Origin of the sequence: Idiomarina zobellii (assembly GCF_900100855.1) — a bacterium.
GTDB lineage: Bacteria > Pseudomonadota > Gammaproteobacteria > Enterobacterales > Alteromonadaceae > Idiomarina > Idiomarina zobellii.
In genome coordinates this window covers 337603-362872 of record NZ_FNCB01000001.1, presented here as the reverse complement: position 1 = coordinate 362872, position 25270 = coordinate 337603, and the positions used below count along the sequence as shown (strand labels likewise).

At 46.9% G+C, this 25270-nt stretch carries 28 protein-coding genes and 2 tRNA genes; 17 read left to right on the top strand and 13 right to left on the bottom strand.

Annotated features, from left to right (window positions below; translation table 11 throughout):
* The first annotated feature begins 4 nt into the window (after window positions 1–4).
* The 8 genes from BLT32_RS01755 to BLT32_RS01720 all read left to right on the top strand — a co-directional run bounded on the left by BLT32_RS01755 (window position 5) and on the right by BLT32_RS01720 (window position 6405).
* Window positions 5–307 carry a hypothetical protein gene (locus tag BLT32_RS01755; RefSeq protein ID WP_053952575.1) on the top strand — a complete coding sequence of 101 codons (303 nt, stop codon included), beginning with the start codon at window positions 5–7 and terminating at the stop codon, window positions 305–307.
* 13 nt (window positions 308–320) lie between these two features.
* On the top strand, window positions 321–899 hold the full coding sequence (locus tag BLT32_RS01750; protein ID WP_053952574.1) for a Slp family lipoprotein: 579 nt from the start codon (window positions 321–323) through the stop codon (window positions 897–899).
* Window positions 900–904: 5 nt separating this feature from the next.
* A complete protein-coding gene (locus BLT32_RS01745) occupies window positions 905–1774 on the top strand; it encodes an alpha/beta fold hydrolase (protein WP_053952573.1) in 870 nt (289 codons plus the stop codon).
* Between the two features lie 89 nt (window positions 1775–1863).
* Window positions 1864–3531, top strand: a complete 1668-nt coding sequence (gene fadD / locus BLT32_RS01740; RefSeq protein WP_053952572.1) for a long-chain-fatty-acid--CoA ligase FadD — start codon at window positions 1864–1866, stop codon at window positions 3529–3531.
* Window positions 3528–4697: a ribonuclease D gene (gene rnd / locus BLT32_RS01735; protein WP_053952571.1), complete on the top strand. Its 1170-nt coding sequence runs from the start codon at window positions 3528–3530 to the stop codon at window positions 4695–4697. The genes fadD and rnd overlap by 4 nt, the downstream gene beginning before the upstream one ends.
* Window positions 4698–4711: 14 nt before the next feature.
* On the top strand, window positions 4712–4960 hold the full coding sequence (locus BLT32_RS01730) for a YcgL domain-containing protein (RefSeq protein ID WP_053952570.1): 249 nt from the start codon (window positions 4712–4714) through the stop codon (window positions 4958–4960).
* Window positions 4954–5946 (top strand): lytic murein transglycosylase, encoded by a 993-nt coding sequence (locus BLT32_RS01725; RefSeq protein ID WP_082343077.1) that lies wholly within the window; start codon window positions 4954–4956, stop codon window positions 5944–5946. Before BLT32_RS01730 ends, BLT32_RS01725 begins: the two co-directional genes overlap by 7 nt.
* Before the next feature lie 27 nt (window positions 5947–5973).
* Window positions 5974–6405: a YcgN family cysteine cluster protein gene (locus BLT32_RS01720; protein WP_053952647.1), complete on the top strand. Its 432-nt coding sequence runs from the start codon at window positions 5974–5976 to the stop codon at window positions 6403–6405.
* Between the two features lie 3 nt (window positions 6406–6408).
* Here the strand turns inward: BLT32_RS01720 and dsbB are convergent, their stop codons facing one another.
* Window positions 6409–6954, bottom strand: coding sequence for a disulfide bond formation protein DsbB (dsbB, locus tag BLT32_RS01715; protein WP_053952569.1), 546 nt, complete (start codon window positions 6952–6954; stop codon window positions 6409–6411).
* Between the two features lie 143 nt (window positions 6955–7097).
* Here dsbB and fadR point away from each other — a divergent pair, with 143 nt between their 5' ends.
* Complete coding sequence (fadR, locus tag BLT32_RS01710) at window positions 7098–7808, top strand: fatty acid metabolism transcriptional regulator FadR (RefSeq protein ID WP_053952568.1); 711 nt, start codon at window positions 7098–7100, stop codon at window positions 7806–7808.
* A gap of 111 nt (window positions 7809–7919) precedes the next feature.
* Entirely contained in the window at window positions 7920–8369 is a 450-nt protein-coding gene (locus BLT32_RS01705; protein WP_053952567.1) for a TM2 domain-containing protein, read from the top strand.
* Between the two features lie 59 nt (window positions 8370–8428).
* Here BLT32_RS01705 and BLT32_RS01700 read toward each other — a convergent pair whose 3' ends face one another.
* Window positions 8429–9010 carry a superoxide dismutase gene (locus tag BLT32_RS01700; RefSeq protein WP_053952566.1) on the bottom strand — a complete coding sequence of 194 codons (582 nt, stop codon included), beginning with the start codon at window positions 9008–9010 and terminating at the stop codon, window positions 8429–8431.
* A 210-nt stretch (window positions 9011–9220) separates the two neighbouring features.
* Between BLT32_RS01700 and BLT32_RS01695 the strand changes: the two genes are divergently transcribed.
* Window positions 9221–9559, top strand: coding sequence for a Grx4 family monothiol glutaredoxin (locus BLT32_RS01695; RefSeq protein ID WP_053952565.1), 339 nt, complete (start codon window positions 9221–9223; stop codon window positions 9557–9559).
* Window positions 9560–9683: 124 nt separating this feature from the next.
* The gene (locus tag BLT32_RS01690; RefSeq protein ID WP_053952564.1) at window positions 9684–10289 is read left to right on the top strand and encodes a peroxiredoxin; all 606 of its coding nucleotides are present in this window, start codon (window positions 9684–9686) and stop codon (window positions 10287–10289) included.
* 67 nt (window positions 10290–10356) lie between these two features.
* On the opposite strand, the gene rnt is transcribed toward BLT32_RS01690, so the two are convergent.
* Window positions 10357–10995 carry a ribonuclease T gene (gene rnt / locus BLT32_RS01685; protein ID WP_053952563.1) on the bottom strand — a complete coding sequence of 213 codons (639 nt, stop codon included), beginning with the start codon at window positions 10993–10995 and terminating at the stop codon, window positions 10357–10359.
* A gap of 140 nt (window positions 10996–11135) precedes the next feature.
* Here rnt and BLT32_RS01680 point away from each other — a divergent pair, with 140 nt between their 5' ends.
* On the top strand, window positions 11136–12032 hold the full coding sequence (locus tag BLT32_RS01680; RefSeq protein ID WP_053952562.1) for a flagellar protein MotY: 897 nt from the start codon (window positions 11136–11138) through the stop codon (window positions 12030–12032).
* A 4-nt stretch (window positions 12033–12036) separates the two neighbouring features.
* Here BLT32_RS01680 and nth read toward each other — a convergent pair whose 3' ends face one another.
* Genes nth through rsxA form a run of 7 tightly spaced genes read right to left on the bottom strand, consistent with a single transcriptional unit; the run spans window position 12037 to window position 17858 of the window.
* Complete coding sequence (nth, locus tag BLT32_RS01675; protein WP_053952561.1) at window positions 12037–12672, bottom strand: endonuclease III; 636 nt, start codon at window positions 12670–12672, stop codon at window positions 12037–12039.
* A 9-nt stretch (window positions 12673–12681) separates the two neighbouring features.
* Window positions 12682–13368 (bottom strand): electron transport complex subunit E, encoded by a 687-nt coding sequence (locus tag BLT32_RS01670; protein WP_053952560.1) that lies wholly within the window; start codon window positions 13366–13368, stop codon window positions 12682–12684.
* A complete protein-coding gene (gene rsxG, locus BLT32_RS01665) occupies window positions 13365–14006 on the bottom strand; it encodes an electron transport complex subunit RsxG (RefSeq protein WP_053952559.1) in 642 nt (213 codons plus the stop codon). The genes BLT32_RS01670 and rsxG overlap by 4 nt, the downstream gene beginning before the upstream one ends.
* Window positions 14003–15061, bottom strand: a complete 1059-nt coding sequence (gene rsxD, locus BLT32_RS01660; protein WP_053952558.1) for an electron transport complex subunit RsxD — start codon at window positions 15059–15061, stop codon at window positions 14003–14005. Before rsxD ends, rsxG begins: the two co-directional genes overlap by 4 nt.
* On the bottom strand, window positions 15058–16698 hold the full coding sequence (gene rsxC / locus BLT32_RS01655) for an electron transport complex subunit RsxC (protein WP_053952557.1): 1641 nt from the start codon (window positions 16696–16698) through the stop codon (window positions 15058–15060). The genes rsxD and rsxC overlap by 4 nt, the downstream gene beginning before the upstream one ends.
* Window positions 16695–17276, bottom strand: a complete 582-nt coding sequence (rsxB, locus tag BLT32_RS01650; RefSeq protein ID WP_053952556.1) for an electron transport complex subunit RsxB — start codon at window positions 17274–17276, stop codon at window positions 16695–16697. Before rsxB ends, rsxC begins: the two co-directional genes overlap by 4 nt.
* A complete protein-coding gene (rsxA, locus tag BLT32_RS01645; protein WP_053952646.1) occupies window positions 17277–17858 on the bottom strand; it encodes an electron transport complex subunit RsxA in 582 nt (193 codons plus the stop codon).
* Window positions 17859–18050: 192 nt separating this feature from the next.
* Between rsxA and BLT32_RS01640 the strand changes: the two genes are divergently transcribed.
* Window positions 18051–18560 carry a phosphatase PAP2 family protein gene (locus BLT32_RS01640; protein ID WP_053952555.1) on the top strand — a complete coding sequence of 170 codons (510 nt, stop codon included), beginning with the start codon at window positions 18051–18053 and terminating at the stop codon, window positions 18558–18560.
* A complete protein-coding gene (locus tag BLT32_RS01635; RefSeq protein WP_053952554.1) occupies window positions 18557–19573 on the top strand; it encodes a glycosyltransferase family protein in 1017 nt (338 codons plus the stop codon). The genes BLT32_RS01640 and BLT32_RS01635 overlap by 4 nt, the downstream gene beginning before the upstream one ends.
* Window positions 19574–19588: 15 nt before the next feature.
* On the opposite strand, the gene BLT32_RS01630 is transcribed toward BLT32_RS01635, so the two are convergent.
* The 3 genes from BLT32_RS01630 to BLT32_RS01620 form a co-directional block, all read right to left on the bottom strand.
* A tRNA-Asn gene (locus tag BLT32_RS01630) sits at window positions 19589–19665 on the bottom strand.
* Between the two features lie 26 nt (window positions 19666–19691).
* Window positions 19692–19768 (bottom strand) — tRNA-Asn (locus BLT32_RS01625).
* 718 nt (window positions 19769–20486) lie between these two features.
* The gene (locus BLT32_RS01620) at window positions 20487–21674 is read right to left on the bottom strand and encodes a pyridoxal phosphate-dependent aminotransferase (protein ID WP_053952553.1); all 1188 of its coding nucleotides are present in this window, start codon (window positions 21672–21674) and stop codon (window positions 20487–20489) included.
* Between the two features lie 134 nt (window positions 21675–21808).
* Between BLT32_RS01620 and BLT32_RS01615 the strand changes: the two genes are divergently transcribed.
* Together BLT32_RS01615 and uvrB are read left to right on the top strand one after the other, a co-directional pair.
* Window positions 21809–23167 carry an MATE family efflux transporter gene (locus tag BLT32_RS01615; protein WP_053952552.1) on the top strand — a complete coding sequence of 453 codons (1359 nt, stop codon included), beginning with the start codon at window positions 21809–21811 and terminating at the stop codon, window positions 23165–23167.
* Entirely contained in the window at window positions 23160–25193 is a 2034-nt protein-coding gene (gene uvrB, locus BLT32_RS01610) for an excinuclease ABC subunit UvrB (RefSeq protein WP_053952551.1), read from the top strand. Before BLT32_RS01615 ends, uvrB begins: the two co-directional genes overlap by 8 nt.
* The last annotated feature ends 77 nt before the right edge of the window (window positions 25194–25270 follow it).

Below are 25270 nucleotides of genomic sequence, written 5' to 3'. Positions count from 1 at the left end.
TGACGTGCAGATAAATCCGCAAACGGTACAGCCGTTAAGTAACCAGCAGCAGGCATCGCAACAGACGGTGCAGCGAGACAACGAGCAGCAGAAAAGTGCTGCCGTGTCTAATGCTGTGGAGTTACCGCAGGTCGTTCCTGATGCGAAGCAAAGCCGCCGTCAGGCAGAGCGTTGGCAGTCATTAAACACCATGTATGACGAACCACCTCAACGCTCACAAAAGGCGTTAAGTGCTTATCAAACGGTAGCTTTGAATGAAAAACGTGAAGAAGTTGCGTCAATGTTTGGTGTCGACGTTTATGCCTAAAGAGAGATCTGTTATGAGATTACTGACATGTTTGTTATTCGCTATTGGCCTAGCTGGCTGTGCGTCTGTTCCGACAGAGTTGGAAACCGCCGATGAAGATGCGCTGGTCGCTTACAAGCAAGCAAAAGCTCAGCAGGACAAAGTGGTTGGTCAACCGGCCCGCTGGGGTGGTGTTATCGCTGACGTTCGCAATACAGAAGATAACACGGTATTTGAAGTAGTGAGCTTCCCGCTGCAACGTTGGGGACGCCCCGAAGTGAGTGACGACAGTGATGGCCGTTTCTTAGCGGTTATTGATGGTTTTATTGACCCTGAAGTCTATAAAAAAGGTCGTGCGATAAGCTTCGTTGGTACGATTGGTGAAACTCAGCAGGGCAAAATTGATGAGTACACATACATTTATCCGGTTCTCGAAGCGGATAACCACTATTTGTGGAAGCCTAAAGCACAAAAGAACCACGTAGAAGTTGACTACTCACCGCTGTGGTTCCGTCATAACTTCTATTCACCGTACTATCCCTACCGCTATCCGGTACCCGTGCGTGTGCGAGTAGAGGACAATTCAGGTACACCGGCAAAAGAACGTAACTGATTTTAATGAGTTTCCGGGCAACGGCTGCGCAAGCGACACCAGTCAGCTATGAATTAGAGTGGGGCGTTGTTCGGGGACTGTGTTGGGGCGATCCCAACAACGTCACGGTTATTGCAACCCATGGCTGGTTAGACAATTGCCATAGCTTCCTTCCGTTAGCAGAGCACTGGAACTCTGACCATGGTGGTTTAATCGCTCTCGATTGGGCAGGGCACGGACACAGTGACCACCGCCCGCGAGGAACTCACTACCACTTTATTGATTACGCCTACGACCTCTGGCAAATCCTCACGCATCATATTAATTCGCCTGTGACCTTACTGGGTCACTCTATGGGTGGTTTTGTCAGTAACGTGGTTGCCTCCATTTGCCCTGAAAAAGTCGACAAACTTATTTTGGTCGAAGCCTTCGGGTTACTGGTTTCTGATGAAATGAATGCCAGAGAGCAGTTAGCAAAGGGCTTTTCGAGTCGTTATAAAAAACGAAGCGGTCGCTGGCGCGGCTATTCAACGCTTGACACAGCGATTGATGCGCGCGCTGCTCAGGCTGACTTTTCCAGAGACTTAGTCGCGCTGCTGGTTGATCGAGGCTTGCATAAAGCGTCCGACCATTCATTTTCCTGGCGCGCCGACCCAAGAGTTAAGTCGGTATCGCCTTATCGTTTGCATTCCACCGCTGTCGATGAACTGCTCCAGGGACTGACTATGCCTGTGAAAGTCGTCAGGGGAGACAAAGGCCATGAAAATCTATCACGCGCCATCGAAAAATGGCAGCATCAGGTCACTGATCTAAACTTAATAACACTGAACGGTGGACATCATGTTCATATGGAGCAACCAGAAAAAATAGCTGAGTTGTTAAAATCGAGCGGTTAGCAGCGCTGTATGACTAGGATTAACTGGTCGGATATGCGAAGATAAAGTGTTAACAAAACAAAATTTAAGAGTGAGAGGCAGAGCCTTTTATGGAAAAGATTTGGCTAAAAAACTACCCGGCTGGTGTTCCTGAAACTATCGATCCGGATCATTTCTCGTCGCTGGTAGATATTCTCGAGCAGTCCATTGAGAAATACGGAGAGAAGACCGCATTCGTGAATATGGACTCAGAGATGAGTTTTAAAGAGTTGGGGCTAAAATCTCGCGAATTCGCCGCTTACCTGCAAAGTCAGGGATTGAAAAAAGGCGATGCGGTTGCGGTGATGATGCCAAACTTGTTGCAGTACCCGATTGCTTTATTTGGTATTTTGCGAGCGGGAATGTCGGTGGTGAACGTAAACCCGCTATACACGCCCCGCGAATTAAAGCATCAGCTGACGGACTCTCAGGCAAAAGCGTTGGTTATCTTAGAAAACTTTGCGCATACCTACGACAAAATTAAAGATGAGGCACCGCTCGACTTGGTGGTTACCACACAAATAGGTGACCAGTTGCCAGTACCTAAACGCTTTATTGTCAACTTTGTTGTTAAATACATTAAGCGCATGGTGCCATCTCACGGTGTTAAAAATACCATAAGCCTGAACCAGGCAATGGCGAAGGGGGCTCAGGCAGAGTACCAGCGTCCTGAAGTCACCGGTGACGATATTGCATTTCTACAATACACCGGCGGAACCACTGGCGTCGCAAAAGGGGCAATGCTGTCTCATCGCAATATGGTCGCCAATTTAGAACAAGTGTCGGCCTGTATTACGCCTATTATGAATGATGGCGAAGAAGTCATTATTACGGCATTGCCGCTTTATCATATCTTTGCGTTAACGGCGAACTGCCTGACGTTCATTAAGCATGGTGGTAAGAATATCCTCATTACAAACCCGCGCGACATGCCGAATTTTGTGAAAGAGTTGAATAAATACCCATTCTCAATAATTTCAGGGGTTAACACGTTATTTAACGGCCTGCTCAACACCAAAGGGTTTAAGGACGTTAACTTCTCTAACCTGAAAGTCGCTATTGGCGGCGGTATGGCTGTTCAAAAAGCGGTCGCAGAAGAATGGGAACGAGTCACGAAATCCAGACTTCTGGAAGGTTATGGCCTGACCGAGTGCGCGCCGATTGTTACGGTGAACCCTTATGATATCGAACACTATACGGGCAGCATCGGCTTACCTGTGCCTAGTACCGACGTTCGTATTGTTGACCCGGAAACGCGTGAAGAAGTGCCGATGGGCGAGCCAGGTGAGCTGCAAGTAAAAGGTCCTCAGGTTATGGTCGGGTATTTGAACCGCCCTGAAGATACGGCCGAGTCCATTAAAGACGGTTGGTTTGCAACTGGCGATATGGCGATGGTTGACGACCGCGGTTACTTTAAAATTGTAGACCGCAAGAAAGACATGATTCTGGTGTCCGGCTTTAATGTGTACCCTAATGAAGTCGAAGACGTGTTGGCTGATCATCCGAAGGTGCTTGAGTCAGCGGCTATTGGTGTGCCGCATGAGTCCTCAGGAGAGGTTGTTAAAGTCTTTATTGTGGCTAAAGATAAGTCTCTGTCGGAGCGTGAAGTTATCGACTTTTCACGGGAGAACATGACTGGCTATAAGGTACCTAAGTTAGTTGAGTTTCGTGATGAGTTGCCTAAGTCAAACGTTGGTAAAATTTTACGTAAAGAGCTGCGTGACGAGGAAAACTCTTGACGCAGCTTGAACTTCCGGAGTCGGTGCGTCAGTACCGACTCATCTCTTCTACCGATGAATTAGCCGATTTTTGCTCTAAAGCTCGTCAGACCGGTTGGTTTGCAATTGACTCTGAGTTCGTGCGAGAGCGGACTTTTTACGCGAATCTTGGACTGTTACAGATGCATGCGGGCGGCGACACGGTTATTGTGGATCCGCTGGCTGATATTAATTTGGATCCAGTATGGTCGCTCATTTCTTCGGATAGCATTGAAACCGTTCTGCACGCCGGGGGGGAAGACATTGAGCTGTTTTTCTATGAAAGTGGCGGTGCTCAACCAAGCCGTGTGTTTGATAGCCAAATAGCAGCCGGGTTCTGTGGTATAGGTGAGTCTATGGGCTACGCACGCTTAGTCAGTGAGCTCTTTGATAATGTGGAGCTCGACAAAAGCTTGTCCCGGACCAACTGGTTAAAACGGCCTTTAAGTCCTGAGCAAATGGATTACGCTGCCGCTGATGCTAGCTATCTGGCTGTTATGTATCCTTATTTGAAAGCACTTTGTGAAGAGAAAGGTTGTCTGGATATCGTCTATGAAGAATCTGTACTTCAGGTTCGTAAGCGAACAACTCGTATTCCTGACGACCTCTTATACTTGCAAGTCGGTAATGCCTGGCAACTCAATAATGAACAGTTAGCGATTTTACAAGAGCTGGCGAGTTGGCGATTCAACAAGGCTAGAAAGAAAAACATTCCGTTAGGGTTTATAGCTAAAGACGGCGCATTGTTAGAGCTGGCCAGACGCAAACCCAAATCACAAAGCGATTTAAATCATATTCGTGACTTACCGCCGTTATCAAAAAAGTATTCCGGCAATGAAATGATTACTGTCATTAAAAAAGCCGAAGAGCAGGCGACTTCTAAATCGCTGAAGCCCTTGAGCCGCTTGGATGATATGCCTGGCTATAAGGAGACGTTTAAAGCAATAAAGCAAAAAGTCACCGAGCTAGCTGAGTCACTTGATGTGCCTGTCTCATTAGTGGCATCACGCAAACAAATAAACGAACTGATTAATTTCTTCTGGCAGTACTCGCCGCAGCAACAGGAACGTCTGCCGCAACCAGACTTACTGACGGGTTGGCGAAATGCAGCAATTGGGGCAGAATTAAGAGCTATTGTAACGTCATAGCGTCGGAGACACTTATGTTGTGCGATGTGTATCGCAGTTCCCGCAAAGCGGATACCTATGTTTACCTTCCTCATGGTGAAGACTTCAGTGAATTACCGGATGCCCTTGTGCAAAGTTTCGGTAAAGCAGAGAAAATACTGACCATAAACTTAACGACGCGTGAACAACTGGCTCGTTTGAGCGTCAAAGAATTAACTGAGCACTTGGCCAGTGACGGTTTTTATTTACAGCTTCCACCTAAGCAAGAGGACATTTCATGTTAATCAAATTCGTGAGTAGTGCGTTAATTGGGGCGTTGGCACTTGTCAGTGTGAGTGCCTCTGCACAAGAGAAGAGTGTTGAAGAAAAGTTTTCTGACTATGTGGAAGCGTTAAAAGACGAAGCCAGAGGCAATGATTACAGCGAGGAAACACTGGAAAAGGCCTTTGCGAAAGTAAAGTATTACGAGCGAGCCGTTGAACTTGATAAGAACCAGCCGGAATTTAAATTGACGCTGGACACTTATCTGCCTCGCGCAGTACCTGAATGGAAAGCAGAAAAGGCATTAGAGAAATACGAAGAGCATAAAGAGTTGCTGGAAAAAGTAGGTAAAGAGTTTGGTGTTCAGCCACGCTTTATCGTCGCTTTGTGGGGAATTGAAACAAACTTTGGCTCTTATACGGGCGGCTTTGACGTGATTTCCGCATTGACCACACTGGCATTTGACGGTCGTCGTGAAGCTTTCTTTAAGAAGCAGCTTTGGCACGCATTAACCATCATTCAGGACGGGCATATTGCGCCAGAAAAAATGCAAGGTTCCTGGGCAGGCGCTATGGGGCAAACTCAGTTTATGCCCAGCTCCTTTATGAATTACGCGGTGGATTATGACGGCGATGGACGTAAAGATATTTGGGGCAGCTACCCGGACGTGTTTGCTTCTGCCGCTAACTATTTGAGCTCGGTCGGCTGGCGTGACGACGTCACCTGGGGACGTCAGGTGCAGCTACCAGAAGGGTTTGATACCTCTTTGTCTGGGCTTGACACGAAGAAAAAGCTTAGTGAGTGGGGCGACTTAGGTGTTACTCGATATGATGGCTCGGAACTGCCTCAACGAGACGACATTGAAGCGTCAGTTGTTATTCCTGATGATAAAGAAGGTCGTGTTTATCTGGCTTACGCGAACTACGACGCACTGATGCACTGGAATCGCTCACATTACTTTGTGGCAGCTGTTGGTTATTTGTCTGACCGTATTCGCTTCCCCCGGTAATTGCCGGAGTCGGGTATGGGGAGTTTGATGTCCTGGTATGAAAAGCCTTTGCAAGAGCTGACCACTGCCGAGTGGGAGGCTCTCTGTGACGGCTGCGGGCAGTGCTGCGTCAACCAGCTGCTCGACGAAGAAGATAACCTCTACTCTACGGATGTCGCTTGTCAGTTGCTCGATACCGAGACAGCACGCTGTACCGATTATGCAAACCGAAGTCAGCGTGTGCCTGCCTGTGTGACGTTAACGCCGAAAAACATTGAAGATGTTTACTTCATGCCGGCGACTTGCGCGTATCGCTTGAGGGCGCAAGGACAACCTTTGCCCAAATGGCATCCGTTAAAGCATAACGGTAGCAAAGAGCCCATGAAAAAAGCCGGCTATTGTGTTGCCGGCCAATGCATCAGTGAACGGAAATACAGTGGCGATCTGGAGGACAGAATCGTTACCTGGCCGCTCAACTAAGATCTATTTATGGTAAAGCACTAAGCCTTTACGCTTTTTAAATAAGCCAATGAAGTGGGCTAGCGTGACAATAACACCTAAGAGCAGTAACCCACCAAATATCCATGTCATCCAGCCGGGCATTCCCATTCCAAGCCACTGCCAGTCAATATCACCGCATAAGCCTGGTGCAGCAAACAACCCAGGAAACCACTCATGTAGCGGCGCCCAGCTTGGAAAATTTGGCGCGCTTTCGCATACGGCGAAAAAGGCGTTCTTAGAAGTTTGTAAGTCCCAGTGGTCGTAAGCAATACGCAGCCCTTCAAAGCTGCTGTATAACCAACCAAATAGCCCTATCCAGCGTAGTAACGCGTAACTTGACCCGATGAGTCCGATAATGGCGGATAGCGCAATACCAACAACGGCCATGCGTTGGTAGACACATTTAACACAAGGTTCAAGACCTAATACAGCCTGAAAGTACAAGGCAGCCCCTAACAGTACAGCGCACCCCAGAAAAAGAAGCAGCCAGGCAAACGGTTTGGTCGGCCATTGACCTATAGACAGCATCACTCTATTCCTTAAGAAAGTGTAAAAACGATGAAACCATACCCAAATGCTTTGGGAATGTCGATATAAAGGCTGAAGTTATCTTGTCCGACCTCGTATAAGGCTGCTAGAATCACTCTATCATTCAGCATTTGGGCGGGAAAATGATTATAAAAGCCAAAAGTCCGGCGGGATTTGCCGAAGAGTATATCGTTAAGTCTATTTGGAACGGGCATTTTGCGCCAGGAACCATTTTACCCGCAGAACGTGAATTATCGGAGCTAATTGGCGTTACTAGAACGACGTTACGCGAAGTTCTGCAACGCTTAGCTCGTGATGGTTGGTTGACCATTCAACATGGCAAACCGACTAAGGTGAATAACTTCTGGGAAACCTCCGGGTTAAATATACTGGAAACCTTAGCTCGTCTTGACGAAGATGGCATGCCTGAGCTAGTGGATCAGCTGTTGTCTGCGCGTACAAACATTAGCGCAATTTATATTCGAGCTGCGATCCGCCATAACCCAGCCCGTGTTATTGAGCTGATAGAAGCGGCCAAAGAGCTTGAGGATGACGAAAAGAGCTTTGCTGAATTTGATTACCAGTTAAACCATGATTTAGCGATGGCGTCTGGAAATCCTATTTATGTACTCGTCTTAAACGGATTCAAAGGTCTGTATTCTCGTATTGGGCAGTACTACTTCTCCTCACCCGAGGCTCGTCAGCTGGCTCGAGACTATTATGAAAACTTAGTGAACTGCGCCGAAGAAGGCGACTATAACGAGTCGGTAAACCTTGTACGCCGCTATGGTTATGAGTCTGCGGAAATATGGCACAGTCTGCGCGGCGACATGCCCAATAACCTAGTCGAATAAAGCGCCTGAAAGGCGCTTTATTTATGGCTAAAAATTTTGCGTTGCTTAGCTATTTACAATTCTATAACCTAGTAGTTGATACCTACCTAATAGCGAAAAGGAAAATAAAAAATGAAGGGATCAGTACTAGATTTTGACGAAGGCAACCGTAGCGGCATTATCTCTGGTGAAGACGGTAATCGTTATACTCTCGATATTTCAGAATGGAAAGGAAACCAGCTGCCGAAAGCGGGTGCAAAAGTTGATTTTGCAGTCACTGGTGATAAAGCAGAAGGGGTTTACCCTGACTCTGCGGCTTCAAATACCAGCACATCGTCGAAGAAAATTGCCGCCGCTGTCTTGGCCTTTTTCTTAGGCGCTTTTGGTGCCCATAAATTCTATCTGGGATACACCAAAGAAGGCGTTATTATGCTGTTGGTGTTCTTGTTTGGTTTTATCCTACTGGGAATCCCATCATTCATCATTGGTATTATCGCGTTTATTGAATTCATTATTTATATCGTTAAGCCCGACGATGAATTCGAGGAAACCTATGTTCAGGGGCATCGTCCTTGGTTTTAAGAGCTAGGCAATAAAAAAGGCGCCATTGGCGCCTTTTTTATGATTAAAACTCAGTACTATTAGCCTAAGTTTTTGTTCACAAAGTCCCAGTTCACTAACTTCCAGAACGCTTCTAAGTAGTTAGGACGAGAATTGCGATAGTCGATGTAGTAGGCGTGTTCCCATACGTCGACAGTTAACAGTGCTTCAACACCGTCGTGTGCAACTGGAGTATCTGCGTCATCCGTATTCAGGATATCAACAGAGCCGTCAGATTTTTTCACCAACCAAGTCCAGCCTGAGCCGAAGTTGCCTGCAGCGCTTGCGTTGAACTCTTCCTGGAACTTCTCGAAAGAGCCCCATTTGTCGTTGATAGCATCAGCAACTGCACCTGTTGGAGCGCCGCCACCGTTAGGGCTTAAGCAATTCCAGTAAAACGTATGGTTCCAGACTTGAGCTGCGTTGTTAAACAAACCACCTTTCTCAGACTTAATGATGTCTTCTAACGATTTGTTTTCAAGGTCAGTACCTTTTACCGCGTCGTTCAGTTTGTTGACGTAAGTCGCGTGGTGTTTGCCGTAGTGATACTCTAAAGTCTCTTCTGAGATATGAGGCGCTAAAGCGTTTTTCTCATAAGGAAGAGCGGGTAGTTCAAATGCCATAGTCTCTCTCCGTAGTTTTTCTTTTAGGGCAAATTAGTATCCGGTGGCCATTTACTGAGCCACCAGAAGACGAATTGTGTTCTTTGTATCTACGTTATATAGGGTTGGTTAGATTGCTTTTCAAGGAAATCTTTCAATTTAGGCAAATCTTTTCTGCTGTGCTAGAATACTTGAGTGTTTTAATCAACCATTATTTAGAGCAGAGGTGTTATGGAAACGGTTGACAGAATTAAGCAGCAAATCGAAGAAAATCCCATCTTGTTATACATGAAAGGCTCGCCGAAACTGCCAAGCTGTGGCTTTTCGTCACAGGCATCACAAGCATTAATGGGCTGTGGTCAGCCATTTGCTTATGTTGATATTCTACAGAACCCAGACATTCGTGCGGAACTTCCAAAGTACGCAAATTGGCCAACCTTCCCACAGCTTTGGGTTGAAGGTGAATTAGTCGGTGGTTGTGATATTATCATTGAGATGTTCCAAAACGGTGAGTTGCAGCAATTGATCACAGAAGTTGCAGAGCGCCATCCGGAACCTTCAGCAGAGTAAAACAGCTGAACGAATATTAAGCAATCGGTCAAAAGTTTTGACGGAGCCCCTTGTTTTTGACGTGGGGTATCCCCATTACCGATTGTGAAGGTTTCATTTACTTTAACTGAAATGGAGAGAATCAATGTCTGTATTAGTAGGTCGTAAAGCACCTGATTTTACTGCAGCAGCGGTACTTGGCTCAGGTGAAATTGTTGAAGATTTCAAATTGTCTGACCATATCAAAGGCAAAAAAGCAGTTATTTTCTTCTACCCACTGGACTTCACTTTCGTATGTCCTTCTGAGCTAATCGCTTTTGACAAGCGTTTAGAAGAATTCAACAAGCGTGGCGTAGAAGTTATCGGTGTTTCTATCGATTCTCAATTTACGCACAACGCATGGCGTAACACGTCAACTGACGACGGTGGTATCGGTCAGGTGAAATACCCATTGGTTGCTGACGTACGTCACAGCATCTGTAAAGCGTATGACGTTGAACACCCAGAAGCAGGCGTTGCGTTCCGTGGCTCATTCCTGATCGATGAAGACGGTATGGTTCGTCACCAGGTTGTTAACGACTTACCATTAGGTCGTAACATCGACGAAATGCTGCGTATGGTTGACGCATTGAACTTCCACCAGAAGCACGGTGAAGTTTGCCCAGCAGGTTGGGAAGAAGGTAAAGAAGGCATGAAAGAAAACGCAGAAGGCGTTGCTTCTTACCTGTCTAAAAACGCTGACAAACTATAAGCGTTTAATGATATTAAAAAAGTCGCTCTTCGGAGCGACTTTTTTGTTTTCCCTTTGTGTTTTTAAGCTAGTCATTAGAGTCCAGTGGCCAGCCACCTAAATCTTTCCAGCGGTTGACCATCCAACAGAATAATTCAGCTGTGCGCTCAGTGTCATAAAGAGCGGAATGCGCCTGTTTCCCATCAAACTCAATTCCGGCAGCCTGACAAGCTTTTATAAGCACTGTTTGACCTAATGTCAAAGCTGCCAAAGACGTGGTGTCAAAGCTTACAAAGGGGTGAAACGGGTTACGTTTTAAATTGGCCCGTTCAGCCGCAGCCATGACAAAGCTATGGTCAAAGTTCGAGTTATGACCGACCAGAACTGAGCGCTGACAACCCGCTGCCTTTTGCGCTTTTCTAATGGGCTTAAACATTTCTCGTAGTGCTTCTGACTCCGTGACTGCGCCGCGCAGGGGGCTGTCTGGGTCAATACCGTTAAAGTCGATAGCTGCTTGCTCTATATTAGCGCCTTCAAAAGGTTCAACGTTATAATGCACTGAATCAACCGGCTTTAAAGTGCCGTCGCTATCGAAGTCCAGCAGTACCGCCGCTATTTCTAAAAGGGCATCTGTTTTTGCGTTAAAACCCGCGGTTTCAACGTCCACAACGACAGGCATATAGCCACGAAACCGTTTCTTCATTAGCGACTCAGAAGTGTCAGACATAAAGACCCTTTAGTTATTTAGGTGGTTATTTCAATTTGCACCTATTATGCCAAAGATATATCGATAATGCTGAGAGAAACTCTAAAGCACAGCGAATAAATGCCGATAAAAGCGTATTAGAATTTTAAACCGGAGTGCCTATGAAAAACTGGCCGATGTTAACTGCAGCTGCAGCGTCTGTATTGCTGGCAACGAGCCAGGCAAACGCCAATGCAGTTAGGCATTACAGTGCTGACCTTGATAGCTCGTCGTGGCAACTTAGCGAGGCTAGTCGGTTGGAGTGTGCGTTAGAGCACGAAATTCCGCGCTACGGTAAAGTTCGTTTTCAAAGCGAAGCCAGTAAAGAGCTGAACTTACGCATGAAAATGGACATGAAAAAGCTGCCTGACAGCTATGATGTCTCTGCGATTGAATCTGTGCCGCCTCGCTGGCGACCAGGGGAAGCAAGTTACGAGATTGGCTCTATGCAACTCTATAAGCAGTTTAATGGCGAGTTACAAAAGCAACTGGCCTGGACACTGTTGAGTGAATTGGAAAAAGGGCGCTATCCAACGTTTTTCTACGACGACTGGTACAACAATCGTGATCAGGTGGCGGTGTCATTGTCGTCAGTGAATTTTCGAAATAAATACGATGACTTTTTAAGTTGTGTCAATGCGCTGTTGCCGTTTAGCTTTGAAGACATTGCTTACACGGTATTGAATCATGAAGATGGCAGTGAAAAGCTGACCATATCGTCACAGCGTAAGCTCAAGCAAATTAGCGACTACCTGAAAGTCGACAATGATCTTGAGTTGGTGCTTGTCGATGCTTACACCGACTCACTCGGAGCCCGGGGGCCGAACCAAGAGCTAACCGAAGAACGAGCCAAAGAAATACAGGCGTTTTTTGTTGAACGTGGCATAGCGGCTGATCGCATAAAAACCGTTGGGCACGGTGAGGACAGACCGATTAAGTCGAATGACAACGAAATTAATCGTCAGTTAAACCGCCGGGTCATTGTACAGTTGGCAAAACCGTCAGGGATTGAGCTTTAATCGCTCAATCGCTGGTTTTGTCTTTAAATTCGCACAAGTCTTCAATAATGCACGAGCCACAGCGAGGTTTTCGGGCAATACAGGTGTAGCGACCGTGCAGAATAAGCCAATGGTGTACGTCGACTTTAAATTCCTTTGGCACCACTTTTATCAGTTTTTCTTCCACTTCTTTAACGTTTTTTCCCGGTGCCAGTTTGGTGCGGTTAGACACGCGGAAAATATGGGTATCCACAGCAATGGTCGGCCAGCCGAACGCGGTATTTAAAACGACATTAGCCGTTTTACGTCCGACCCCTGGCAGAGCTTCCAAGGCGGCTCTGTCTTCCGGGACTTCACCACCGTATTGCTCAACCAGAATTTTACAGGTCTTGTAGGCGTTTTCGGCTTTGGAATTAAACAGGCCGATGGTTTTTATATATTCTTTTATGCCATCCACACCCAGAGCCAGCATTTTTTCTGCGGTAGGCGCTGCGGGAAAGAGTTTACGAGTGGCTTTATTAACCCCAACGTCGGTAGCCTGTGCGGATAACAAAACCGCAATCAATAACTGAAAAGGGGAGTCGTATTCCAGCTCCGTGGTTGGGTTTGGGTTATTGTCGCGAAGACGGCTTAAAATTTCGTAGCGCTTAGTTTTATTCATAATTAATTATTACTGTTGTGCGGTTACACGGGCGCGGGTGACGGTTTTCTTCTCTGCGCGCTCGGCTTTTATGGCATCAATTCGGTTTTTCAGGGCAATGATAAAGCCCATACCAATAAAGGCACCTGGCGGCAATATGGCGAGCAGAAGCGGGTAGTCAACGGTGAATAACTCAATTCTTAATTGAGCGGCCCAGTCGCCAAGTAAGAGCTCTGCTCCATCGAACAAAGTACCATTACCAATAATTTCACGTATGGCGCCCAGCAGCATAAGTACCAGGGCAAAGCCAACACCCATCATCAAGCCGTCAAATGCTGCTTTCTGCCACGGGTTTTTAGACGCATAAGCTTCGGCACGGCCGATAATGGCGCAGTTTGTGACTATTAATGGAATGAAAATACCGAGCGATTGGTACAGCTCGAACACATAAGCATTCATGAGCAATTGAATAACAGTAACAAAAGTGGCAATGACCATTACAAAGACCGGAATGCGTATTTCCTGAGGCACAAAACTGCGCACTAGTGACACGGTTACATTAGAGCCAATAAGCACAAACAGTGTCGCCAGGCCGAGTCCTAAAGCGTTAGTGACAGACGCCGTGACAGCCAAGAGAGGGCATAAGCCAAGTAGTTGCACTAAAGCTGGGTTGTTATCCCAGAGTCCTTGCCAGGTTAGTTCTTTGTACTCGTTCATTGTGCGGCCTCCTCACAGCGCTGAAGCTCAGCATTGAATAATGTGTCCGCGTTTTCTTCTAGGTACAGTGTCGCTCGTTTGACTGCGCCAACCACCGCTCGCGGTGTAATGGTTGCGCCTGTGAATTGATCAAACATGCCACCGTCGCGCTTTACTGCCCAACGGTCATCGTCTTCGGATTTAACTCGCTTGCCTGAAAACGACGTGATCCAGTCGTTTTTCTCTATTTCTATTTTATCACCCAGGCCTGGTGTTTCCTGGTGGCGCAACGTCCTGACACCCAGTAGCTCTCCTGAAGGCTTCACTGCCAGTAATAAGCGAATGGCACCTGAGTAGCCATCGGGAGCGACAATTTCGGCAGCCAACGCGGTGGGTTCATCGTTAACCCAGGCTCGATACATTGGGTGCGGTTCGTTGCTACCCAGTGCGTTATGAGTCACCAAACGACAAGACTGGTAAAGGTCATTGTCGTGCATTGCCGGAGGAATGAGTTGGTTCAGCGTGCGCAGTACCTGAGCTTGCTGTTGTTGTGCAATTTTATCTTTGGTTAGCACTTGTACACCCACCACTAAAGCCGTAGCAATAACCGCAAAGGCGGCTAGTATAAGGCCGTTTTTCTGCATACTATTAATGGTCATTTGCGTTCTCCGTGACCATAAACGGTTGGTCTTGTATAACGATCAATAATAGGAACACACATATTGGCTAGCAGCACAGCGAACGCAACCCCGTCGGGATACCCACCCCAACTGCGGATAATAAACACCAATAAACCGATTAACACGCCGAAAATAACCCGCCCCCGGTTCGAGGTCGCCGCAGAGACCGGGTCGGTCGCAATGAAAAATGCGCCAAGCATTGTTGCGCCGCTCAGTGCGTGAACCACAGGTCCTGCCATAAGGTCGGGGGCGAAAAGATAAGCAAAGAAGGCCGGAACACACAATCCCGCGATGAGTCCGACAGGAATGTGCCAGCTGATAATACGTTGCTGTATGAGTAACAAACCACCAATGAGAAAGCCGAGGTTAACCCATTGCCAGCCAGCGCCCGCTAAAAAGCTAAACTGAGGTTTGGCATATACTTCGGTCAGTGTGAAGCCCTGTGTTAAACCTGTTTTTATGGCATCTAATGGGGTTGCCATAGTGACACCGTCAATACCGGCACGTAGCTGTTCGACGCTGTAACCTGCCGGTGTATATTCAAACAGTATGGTGTGTAACGTCTGCCAAAGCGTGAGTGAATGCTCACCTATTGTCGATGGTGGTAGCCAGTTGGTCATTTGTACCGGAAAAGATACCAGCAATAAAACGTAACCCGCCATCGCCGGATTAAACAGGTTTTGTCCCATGCCACCGTAAACATGCTTAACGACAACAATGGCAAACAACGTACCAATAACAATGATCCACCAGGGGGCTAAAGGCGGAATACTAATGGCCAACAAAATGGCAGTGACCAAGGCTGTATTGTCTCGCAGTGCGGACATAGCGGGGCGATCACGAGCAATAATACAGGCTGACTCCGCAATTAAAGCGGTAGTTACCGCCAGAATTATTTGAAACCAAACACCGAAACCGAAGAAATAGCTTTGTATCAACACACCGGGCACCAGCGCGTAGCAAACCCAGCGCATCATGCTGCTGGTACTGTGTTGGCTGTGCCCATGAGGTGACGACGCTATTTTAAAACTCATGACTCATTTCCTTTCGCTGAGTTATTTTCTTCATCGGCTTTTTGCGCCTGGGCGGCTTTTTTGGCTTTTGCACGCGCAATTGCAGCAGCAACGGCAGCAGACTTGCCGCCTGACTCGGTTTTTTCTTTGTTGTCTGTCGTTGCGGTTTCCGCTTTTTCAGCCTGGGCTTTCTTGCGGGCTTCGGCTGCTTTTCTATGGCGCTCTAAGCGCTCCTGCTTCTCACGCTCTAAACGCTCTTGTCGAGCTTCAAAGCGCTGGCGCGCATGTTCCGCTTTAGCTTTTTCACGAGCAATGTTGCGAATCTCTGCTTTCGCTTTCCGATAATAGTGCACTAAGGGAATTTCGCTGGGGCAGACATAGGCGCACGCGCCGCACTCTATGCAGTCAAACAGGTTTTGCTCGTCCAGCGCGTCATAGTCTTTGGCTTTAGCCAGTAATTGCAGTTGCTGTGGCTGCAAGCTGGCCGGACAGGCGTCGGCGCAGGCACCGCAACGTATGCAGGCTAATTCAGACCCTGGCGCAGGCAGCTCTGCTTCTGTTGGTGCTAAAACACAGTTGGTGGTTTTAATGACCGGAACATCAATGCTAGGTAGGGTAAAGCCCATCATAGGGCCACCCATAATGACGCGTTGTTTATTTTCGGGAGTAAACCCAGATTCCTTTAGCAAATGTTCAATAGGTGTTCCCAACAGCGCCCAAAGGTTACGCTTTTCCTTTAAGGCATCACCGGTGACCGTCACAACACGTTCAAGTAATGGTTCACCATGAATAATAGCGCGCTTAATGGCGTATGCGGTTCCGACATTTTGCATCAAGAAACCAATATCCATTGGCAGTTTGCCGCTGGGGACCTGCTCACCGGTCAGTAGCTCAATGAGTTGCTTCTCGCCGCCGGAAGGGTATTTTGTTGGTACGACCTTTAGTGCTATTTGCGAGTCGTCCCCAATGGCGGTGCGAATAGCTTCAATAGCCTTAGGCTTATTGTTTTCTATGGCGAACAGCACGGAGTCACAATGAGTAATGTACTGAAGAATTTTCACACCCGCGATTATGTCTTCAGCGTACTCCTGCATTAACCCATCGTCTGCGGCAATATAAGGTTCGCACTCAACGCCATTAATAATGAGATGACGCAAAGGCTTTTGCTGTGCCAGTTTTTGCGCGGTTGGGAAACCCGCTCCACCTAAACCGGCAATACCGGCTTGTTGTATCAACTCAAGCAAGCGAGAGACTTCAACTTCCCGATAATCCGGAATGGCGTGCTTATTGCCCCAGCGGTCTTTACCATCGGGTCTTATTACAATGGCTAGTTCGGGCAAACCTGAAGCATGTGCCGTTGGGCGTTCTTCAATAGCGTGAATAACACCGGACGTTGGGGCGTGTAGTGGTAGCCCCAGACTCAAACCGGCCTCAGTGAGTTGCTGACCTTTATCAACCGTCTGACCCGGCTCAACTAACATATTGCCCGATGGGCCAATATGCTGACGTACCGGCAAAATTAACTCGTTAGGTAAAGGCAGCGAGCGTATTGGTTTGTTACACGCAGGTGCTTTTCTCTCTGGCGGATGTATACCACCAGGGAAATGCCCAGATACATTGCTTGACACATAAATGGTGTTGTTATCTGGACGACTCATTCAACCACCTTCACCGGAATACTGTTCTTTTTGATGTTTTCTTTAACCGTATCGAGATCCCATTGCCAGGTTTCAGGGCTTGCTTTGACAGAGACCATATCGATGCAGTCGACCGGGCAAGGCTCAACACATAAGTCGCAACCGGTACATTCGTGTTCAATAACGATGTGCATTTGCTTGGCCGCGCCTAAAATAGCGTCGACAGGGCAGGCCTGAATACATTTAGTACAGCCTATGCATTCGTCTTCCCGAATAACGGCGACTTTTTTGACGTCTTCTTCACCGTGCGCGGAGTCTAAAGGTTTTGCCTCAACACCCATTAAGTCGGCCAATTGCTTGATAGTTGCTTCGCCGCCTGGAGGACACTTATTGATATCGTCACCGTTTGCGATGGCTTCGGCATAAGGACGACAGCCTGGATAGCCGCATTGCCCACACTGGGTTTGTGGCAGAATTTCATCGATTTGGTCAACAATAGGGTCGCTTTCAACTTTAAACTTAACCGCAGCAAAGCCTAGAATAACGCCGAATATCAGCGCTAAAATGCCAAGTGTAATAACTGCTCCTAATACACTCATTTAACTGCTCACTAATCCGCTGAAGCCCATAAAGGCAAGAGACATAAGACCGGCTGTTATCATTGCTACCGCTGAACCTTTAAAGGTTACTGGCACATCGGCGGCAGCCAGACGTTCGCGTAACGCTGAGAAAAGAATAAGAACCAGCGAGAAACCAATGGCAGCGCCAAGTCCATAAACAATAGACTGAACGAAGTTGTGCTGCTCATTAATGTTCAATAAAGCCACACCCAGTACCGCACAATTGGTTGTAATTAGCGGTAAAAATATGCCCAGTAAGCGATATAAGGTAGGGCTGGTTTTATGCACGACCATTTCGGTGAACTGAACAACCACCGCAATAACCAGAATAAAGCTCAGTGTTTGCAGCGACATAAGTCCTAACGGCTCGAGTAAGTATTCATTCACTAAATAGCTGCAAACAGACGCTAATGTCAGTACGAAGGTCGTAGCTGCGGACATACCAATAGCTGTGTCGAGTTTATTGGATACCCCCATAAATGGGCACAAGCCAAGAAACTTAACGAGCACAAAGTTATTTACCAATACTGTGCCAATTAATAGCAGCAAATAGTCGGTCATTGAGCATTCCGCAACAGTGAAAAATAAAGAGCGCATATTATCGGTGTTTTGAGGCTTATAAACAACCGCCTTTGGGTAGGGTTTCTCGGCGAAATCCGGCAAATTGTCACTTTATTGTCATGCTAGCGCATTAAAACTGTCATAAGTGGTAGGCAAAGTGGCTGCAACTGGCGCTAAAACGGTATAAAAGCCATGGTACTGCTCAGTTATTTACAGCGTTTTGATACCTACTGTTACTGCCTGTGCTCAGGGATACGAGCGCGTCCCGTTGCCGGGCGGTTAGCGGTTTGGATTTCCCGTTCCGGAGACGGCTACGCCTACTTTGCAATTGCACTAGCGAGTGTGCTGTTGAACGACTCTGGTACCGCCTACTTTAAGCATTTATTACTTGCTTTCCTAATTGAACTGCCCATTTACTGGCTTTTAAAAAGTAGCTTCAAACGCCGACGCCCCAGTGACTTAGGGTTGTCGCTGGCAGCGCTGATTGTCGCGTCTGACAAGTTCAGTTTTCCCTCCGGACACACTGCAGCCGCTTTTATCTTTGCAGGAATAACCCACGTCCACTTTCCCGAATTCGGCGTCATTTGCTACCTGTGGGCGTCTGCCATTGGTGCTTCACGAATTATTGTTGGCGTGCACTTCCCGTCAGACATATTAGCCGGCGTATTGTTAGCAGTACTTATTTGGGAGCTTATGCTATGAGAGTTCTATATGGTATTCAGGGCACCGGAAATGGTCACCTTTCCAGAAGCCACACTTTGGCTACTTACTTAAGTCAGCAGCCGATTCACGTTGACTATCTGATTTCCGGACGCAGGAACTATGGCTTGTTTGATATGGACGTTTTTGGTGCCTATCAAAGCCGCGAGGGACTGTCTTTTGTCACTGAAAATGGCGCCTTGAAACGCCGAAAAACGCTCACCTCAAATAACTGGAGACAGTTTTACAACGACGTAAAAGCGTTAGATGTAACGCAATATGATCTGGTCATTACGGACTACGAGCCAGTGAGTGCCTGGGCAGCTAAACGAGCTGGAGTGCGTTCTATTGGTTTGGGGCGGCAATACGCATTCTGGGAGCCCGAGCTTTATAAAACGCTGAGCCTCTGGCAGCGTCAAATGATTAAGCAATTTGCTCCCTGTTCAACGCCTGTAGGCATGCACTGGTTAGAGTGTGGTAATGCCATACCTCCGGTTGTTAGAGAGCCTGATAATGGCTGTAAGGGCGGCTTAGCCCAACGAGTGATCGTTTACCTGCCGTTTGAGGATCCTAAAGTTATTATTAACGCGCTTTACCCTATTGATGATTATGAATTCTCGGTCTTTCATCCCAAATTAACGCGGTGCAGCTATGGGCACATTGAATGCTTCGCACCGTCAAGAAAACAGTTTTCAGAGCAGTTTAGTCGAGCGTCAGCGGTAATTTCTAATGCGGGCTTTGAAACCAGTTGTGAGGCATTGAGAGAAGGGAAGTCACTGATCATAAAGCCTTTGACAGGCCAGTTCGAACAACAGAAAAATGCGGAAATACTAGAGCGTAAGGGGCTTGCAACAGTAATGAAAAATGTGAGTTGTGCCTCTATTGAACGGGCTCTGCAGGAACGACAAAGCGCTTATATGCAATGGCCTAACGTTGCAAAACACTTAGCGAATTGGATTGCTGATGGCGCAAAAGAGTCAGTCCGGGATTTGAGTAAAAGGCTTTGGGGGCTTTAAGGGGTCTGGAAAACTTGGCTCCCCAGGTTGGATTCGAACCAACGACACATGGATTAACAGTCCACCGCTCTAACCAACTGAGCTACTGGGGAATAGATAAGTTTCGTTAACGTTGTATTGGCTCCCCAGGTTGGATTCGAACCAACGACACATGGATTAACAGTCCACCGCTCTAACCAACTGAGCTACTGGGGAACAACGTTCAACGGCTGCGAATATTAAAGCTACTGCCTGAGACTGTCAACTGTTCCATTAAGGTTTTTTAGGGAAACATGACTGTCTGCTGAAAAACTCAACAATTTAGGAAAACACGATACTTTTTGTGAAAATATCGTCTATACCTCACGGAAAACAATGTCAAGCTTTGGTCATAATCTCTGCTATAACATAAGTCATAAGTTGATCGCTGAAGTGATTATCCACAGATCACTGAGTTGCCCAGTAGATAACGGCTACAGGATCTTATCCACGGAATCTGTGGATAACCCTGTGCTTAACTCTGTTAAATAATACGGTTTATGCGGTGTCGAGCGCAATTTAAGCGATGGTTAAAAATTACCTAGATAAATATATATCCTTTAAAATTAATGGCTTATATAAATTCGGTGAACAACTGTTCAGTTTGGTGGTTTGTTCATCAGGCAATGCTTGCAGAATCAGCAACTTGTGTATTTCTTGGTTAAATTGATTGAAATTTGGTCCCGTTTAACATCAAATTTCTGCGTTTTTTCTCTTGACTTCTTGTAAGTCATTTAACTAAAAGGCACGCAAAGGATCGCAGTAAATTTTGTTAATTTGTAATAAAAGCGTCAAACGAAAAGAAGTAGGAAATTGAGGAGATACGTATTACTGGGCGGAAAAAGCAAAAGGGTTTTGGCGCTTACATTGCTGTTTAGCACCAAAACCCTATTTTTTATAAGTTTTCTGCAAAAGATTTAATGCGTTTGACCGCTTCTTTTAGCGTGTTGAGGTCAGTTGCAAAAGACAGACGGCAATAGCCTTCAGCGCCAAAGGCCGAGCCTGGCACTAACGCGACATTAGCATCAGAGAGTAATTTCTCACAAAACGAGACGTCGTCCTTCGTTCCTGCTTTTTCCATCAGTTTTTCAATGTGTGCAAACGCATAGAAAGTACCATCTCCGGGCACACAGTTTATGCCATCAATTGCATTTAAGGCGTCGACTAAATAATCGTGACGTTCTTTGAATGCCGTTACCATTGTCTTTATACAGCTTTGATCGCCATCGAGAGCCGCAGCGGCAGCATATTGGCTGATACTGGCCGGGTTAGATGTGCTTTGCGACTGCATTTTTTTCATGGCGGCAATAATAGGTGCAGGACCAGCAGCATATCCAATTCGCCAGCCTGTCATCGCATAGGCTTTGGAAACGCCGGTAAGAATAACCGTGCGATCTTTTAGATCGGGAGCAACCATAGGCAGGTTAGCAAATGGCGAATCGGACCATAAAATGTGCTCGTACATATCGTCTGTGGCAATTAGCACATTCGGATAGTCTCTTAACACGTCCGCTAACGCTTTCAATTCTTCCGCAGTGTAGGCAGTACCAGCCGGGTTTGACGGGCTATTAATGAACATTAAGCGAGTTTTATCGGTTAATGCACCACGCAGCTGCTCTGCGGTAATTTTAAAACGCTGATCAATACCGGCTTGTACGATAACCGGGGTGGCACCTACCAGTTTTGTCATATCCGGATACGATACCCAGTAAGGCGCAGGAATAACGACTTCGTCGCCGGGGTTTAGCCACGCACTGAGTAGGTTATAGATGCTGTGCTTACCACCCGATGAAACAATAATTTCGTTACGCTGGTAGCTTAACTGGTTGTCTCGCTCTAACTTTCTAATAACGGCATCTTTTAGCTCAACAATACCATCGACCGCGGTATATTTTGTCTTACCATCTTTAATGGCTTGAATGGCGGCGTCTTTAACAAATTCTGGCGTATCAAAATCAGGTTCTCCCACACCCAAACCAATAACGTCTTTGCCCTGTTGACGAAGCTCATTGGCTTTCTGAGTCACCGCTAATGTGGGTGATGGTTGAATCGAATTAATACGGTCGGAGAGTTGATAATCCACGTTCAGATCCTGTTTTTTAGATAGAGGAGAATTGCCCAATACTATACGGATTAGGGCGGTTAAAGTCTATTCTCCGTAGCCACAAACAGCGGTCTGAGTTACACTACTGGGCTACTTAACTGAGGAGGAATAGAATGGCAGCTGCCGACGCATCACGAAGTCTTATCAGCGCGCCGGTAGGACAGAAGCTTTGGGAAATGACCTGGCCTGTTATTTTCGGTGTGGCCACCCTTATCAGCTTCAATGTTGTCGACACCTTCTTTATCAGTTTATTGGGCACAGATCCTTTAGCTGCCGTTAGTTTTACCTTTCCCGTTACCTTTACAGTTGTCAGCCTGGCCATTGGCCTGGGAATAGGCACCTCCGCTGTTATTGCCAGAAAGTATGGCTCGGATAAACCTGAAGAAGCCCACTTTGATGGTTTCTCGGCACTCTCTGTATCGGCCTTATTAGTTGCTGCACTGGCGGTTATTGGTTATTTACTCATGGAGCCTATCTTTAGCTTGCTTCAGGCTCAAACCAGATTAATGCCGTTAATTCGTGAATATATGAGCCTGTGGTTCTTTGGCTGTGTCATGTTGGTGACACCCATGGTGGGAAATGCGGTTTTACGAGCGGCAGGAGATACCCGGACACCGTCATTAATAATGGCTTCCGGGGGCCTTGCGAATGCTATTTTTGATCCGATTTTAATCTTCGGCTGGGGACCTATACCCGCTATGGGGATTGAAGGTGCAGCTTTAGCTAGCGTTATATCATGGTTTAGCGGTGTGTTACTGGTGTTTTGGTTACTCAGTCGAAATAAGCTGGTGTCTTTTACGCCAGCCAACGGTCTGAACTTCTTGGCGGCTTGGGTGAAATCCGCAAGAGAGGTTTTAAAAATTGGTATGCCCGCAGCCGGTGCGAATATGCTAACGCCCTTGGCAATGTCAGTAATGACCGCCATAGTTGCGGCTTATGGCGCCCCTGCCGTTGCTGCGTTTGGAGTTGGGTCGCGTTTAGAGTCATTGGCAAGCGTTATTATATTGGCTTTATCGATGTCACTGCCGCCGTTAATCAGCCAAAACTATGGTGCCGACAGAATTGATCGTGTGCAGCAGGCGTATCGTACTGCATTAAAATCAGTGCTGATTATTCAGGCTGTTATTTACTTGCTGATGTTGGTTACAGCGCATTGGATAGCGATGGCTTTTGCCGAAGAAAAGGCGGTGGCCGACATTGTTAAACTCTTTATTTATATTATGCCGTTGGGTTATGGACTACAGGGCGTAATTATTCTGACAAACTCTAGTTTTAATGCGGTGCATAAACCGATGAACGCATTATGGCTTAGCATTGTCCGTTTATTTATCTTGTTTGTGCCCTTGTCGTACTTAGGCAGCTTACTGGCGGATTTAACCGGTCTCTTTATTGGCGGTGTTGTGGCAAACCTGCTAACGGCGACCATTGCCTATGTGTGGTTTTCAAAAGAACTCAGGAGGGAGCATGGCTAAGTCATTTCAGTTGGTTTCAAAATACAAGCCAGCCGGCGACCAGCCGAAAGCCATTGAAAGTTTGCTCGACAATCTGGATGCAGGCTTAGCTCATCAAGTCTTACTGGGGGTTACTGGCTCAGGTAAAACGTTCACTATGGCGAATGTCATTGAACGTTCTCAACGCCCAACATTAATATTGGCGCACAACAAAACGCTCGCCGCACAGCTTTATGGTGAAATGAAAGAATACTTCCCTAACAACGCGGTGGAGTATTTTGTTTCTTACTATGACTATTATCAGCCAGAAGCTTATGTGCCAACGACCGATACCTTTATTGAGAAAGATGCTTCCATTAATGACCATATAGAACAAATGCGTTTGTCCGCGACAAAAGCGCTGATGGAACGTCGGGATGTTGTCCTGGTGGCGTCAGTGTCGGCGATTTATGGTTTGGGTGACCCTGAGTCGTACATGAAAATGATGCTGCATTTACGTCGCGGCGACATTATTGACCAACGTGATATTTTGCGTCGTTTAGCCCAGCTGCAATACAAACGTAACGACGCTGCTTTTGAGCGTGGTACGTATCGCGTTCGTGGTGAGGTCATTGATATTTTTCCGGCAGAGTCGGAGGAAATGGCGGTACGCGTTGAGTTGTTTGACAACGAAGTTGATAGAATCAGTTTCTTCGAGCCACTGACAGGCCAGGTCACAGAAAAAGACGTCGCCCGCGCAACGATTTACCCGAAAACGCACTATGTGACGCCTAGGGAAGTATTGGTCAAAGCCATTGATAAAATTAAAGACGAGCTGAAAGACCGTCGCGATATATTGCTGAAGCAAAATAAGCTGATAGAAGAGCAGCGCATCAACCAGCGGACTCAGTTCGATATTGAAATGATGTTAGAACTTGGCTACTGCTCGGGCATTGAAAACTATTCCCGTTACTTGTCCGGACGCGCACCGGGCGAGCCGCCCCCGACATTGATGGATTATCTACCGGACGATGCCTTGCTTATTATTGACGAGTCTCACGTAACAGTCTCGCAAGTTGGTGCTATGTACAAAGGCGATCGTTCACGTAAAGAAAATCTGGTGGAATACGGGTTCCGGTTACCGTCTGCGTTGGATAACCGCCCATTAAAATTTGACGAATTTGAGGCTATAGCACCTCAGACCATCTACGTATCCGCAACGCCCGGTAAATATGAGCTCGAGCGAAGCAGTAACGAGGTGGTTGAACAGGTTGTCAGGCCGACAGGGTTGGTCGACCCAACCATTGAAGTGCGCCCGGTCGCAACTCAGGTTGACGACTTGATGTCGGAAATTCGTTTGCGCACAGAACAGGGCGAGCGGGTATTAGCAACCACGCTCACCAAAAAAATGGCGGAAGATTTATCCGATTATTTGGATGAGCATGGAATCAAGGTTCGTTACTTACACTCGGATATTGATACTGTCGAGCGCATGGAAATTATTCGTGACTTACGATTAGGCGAGTTTGATGTTCTGGTCGGCATTAACTTGTTGCGTGAAGGTTTGGATATGCCGGAAGTGTCGTTGGTGGCTATTTTAGACGCAGACAAAGAAGGTTTCTTGCGTTCAGATCGCTCCCTTATCCAGACGATAGGTCGGGCAGCGCGTAATGTGAATGGTAAGGCCATTTTATATGGCGATCGCATTACCGGATCTATGCAACGCGCGATTGAAGAGACCGAGCGCCGCCGTGAAAAGCAGATTGCGTTTAACAAAGAGCATGGCATAACGCCGAAAGGCTTGAATAAGAAAATTACCGATGTCATGGATTTGGGGCAGGGCAGTGCGCCTGCTCGTAAGAGTAAAGCGGACAAAGCTCTGGCGGAAGTCGCGTCAGGCTATGATGCCCGCACGGTGGTGATTAAAGACACCAAGTCGTTATTGAAAGAAATTGAGAACAAAGAAAAGCAAATGTACCAAGCAGCGCAGGATCTCGAGTTTGAGAAAGCCGGGCAGTTGCGAGATGACATTGCACAGTTGCGAGAGCAGCTAAAACGCGCTGTATAATTTGCCAGTAAGCACATTGATGGTAGCGAACAGCTTTATCGGTTTTATCTGTTAGATATAAACCTCCCAATCGACCA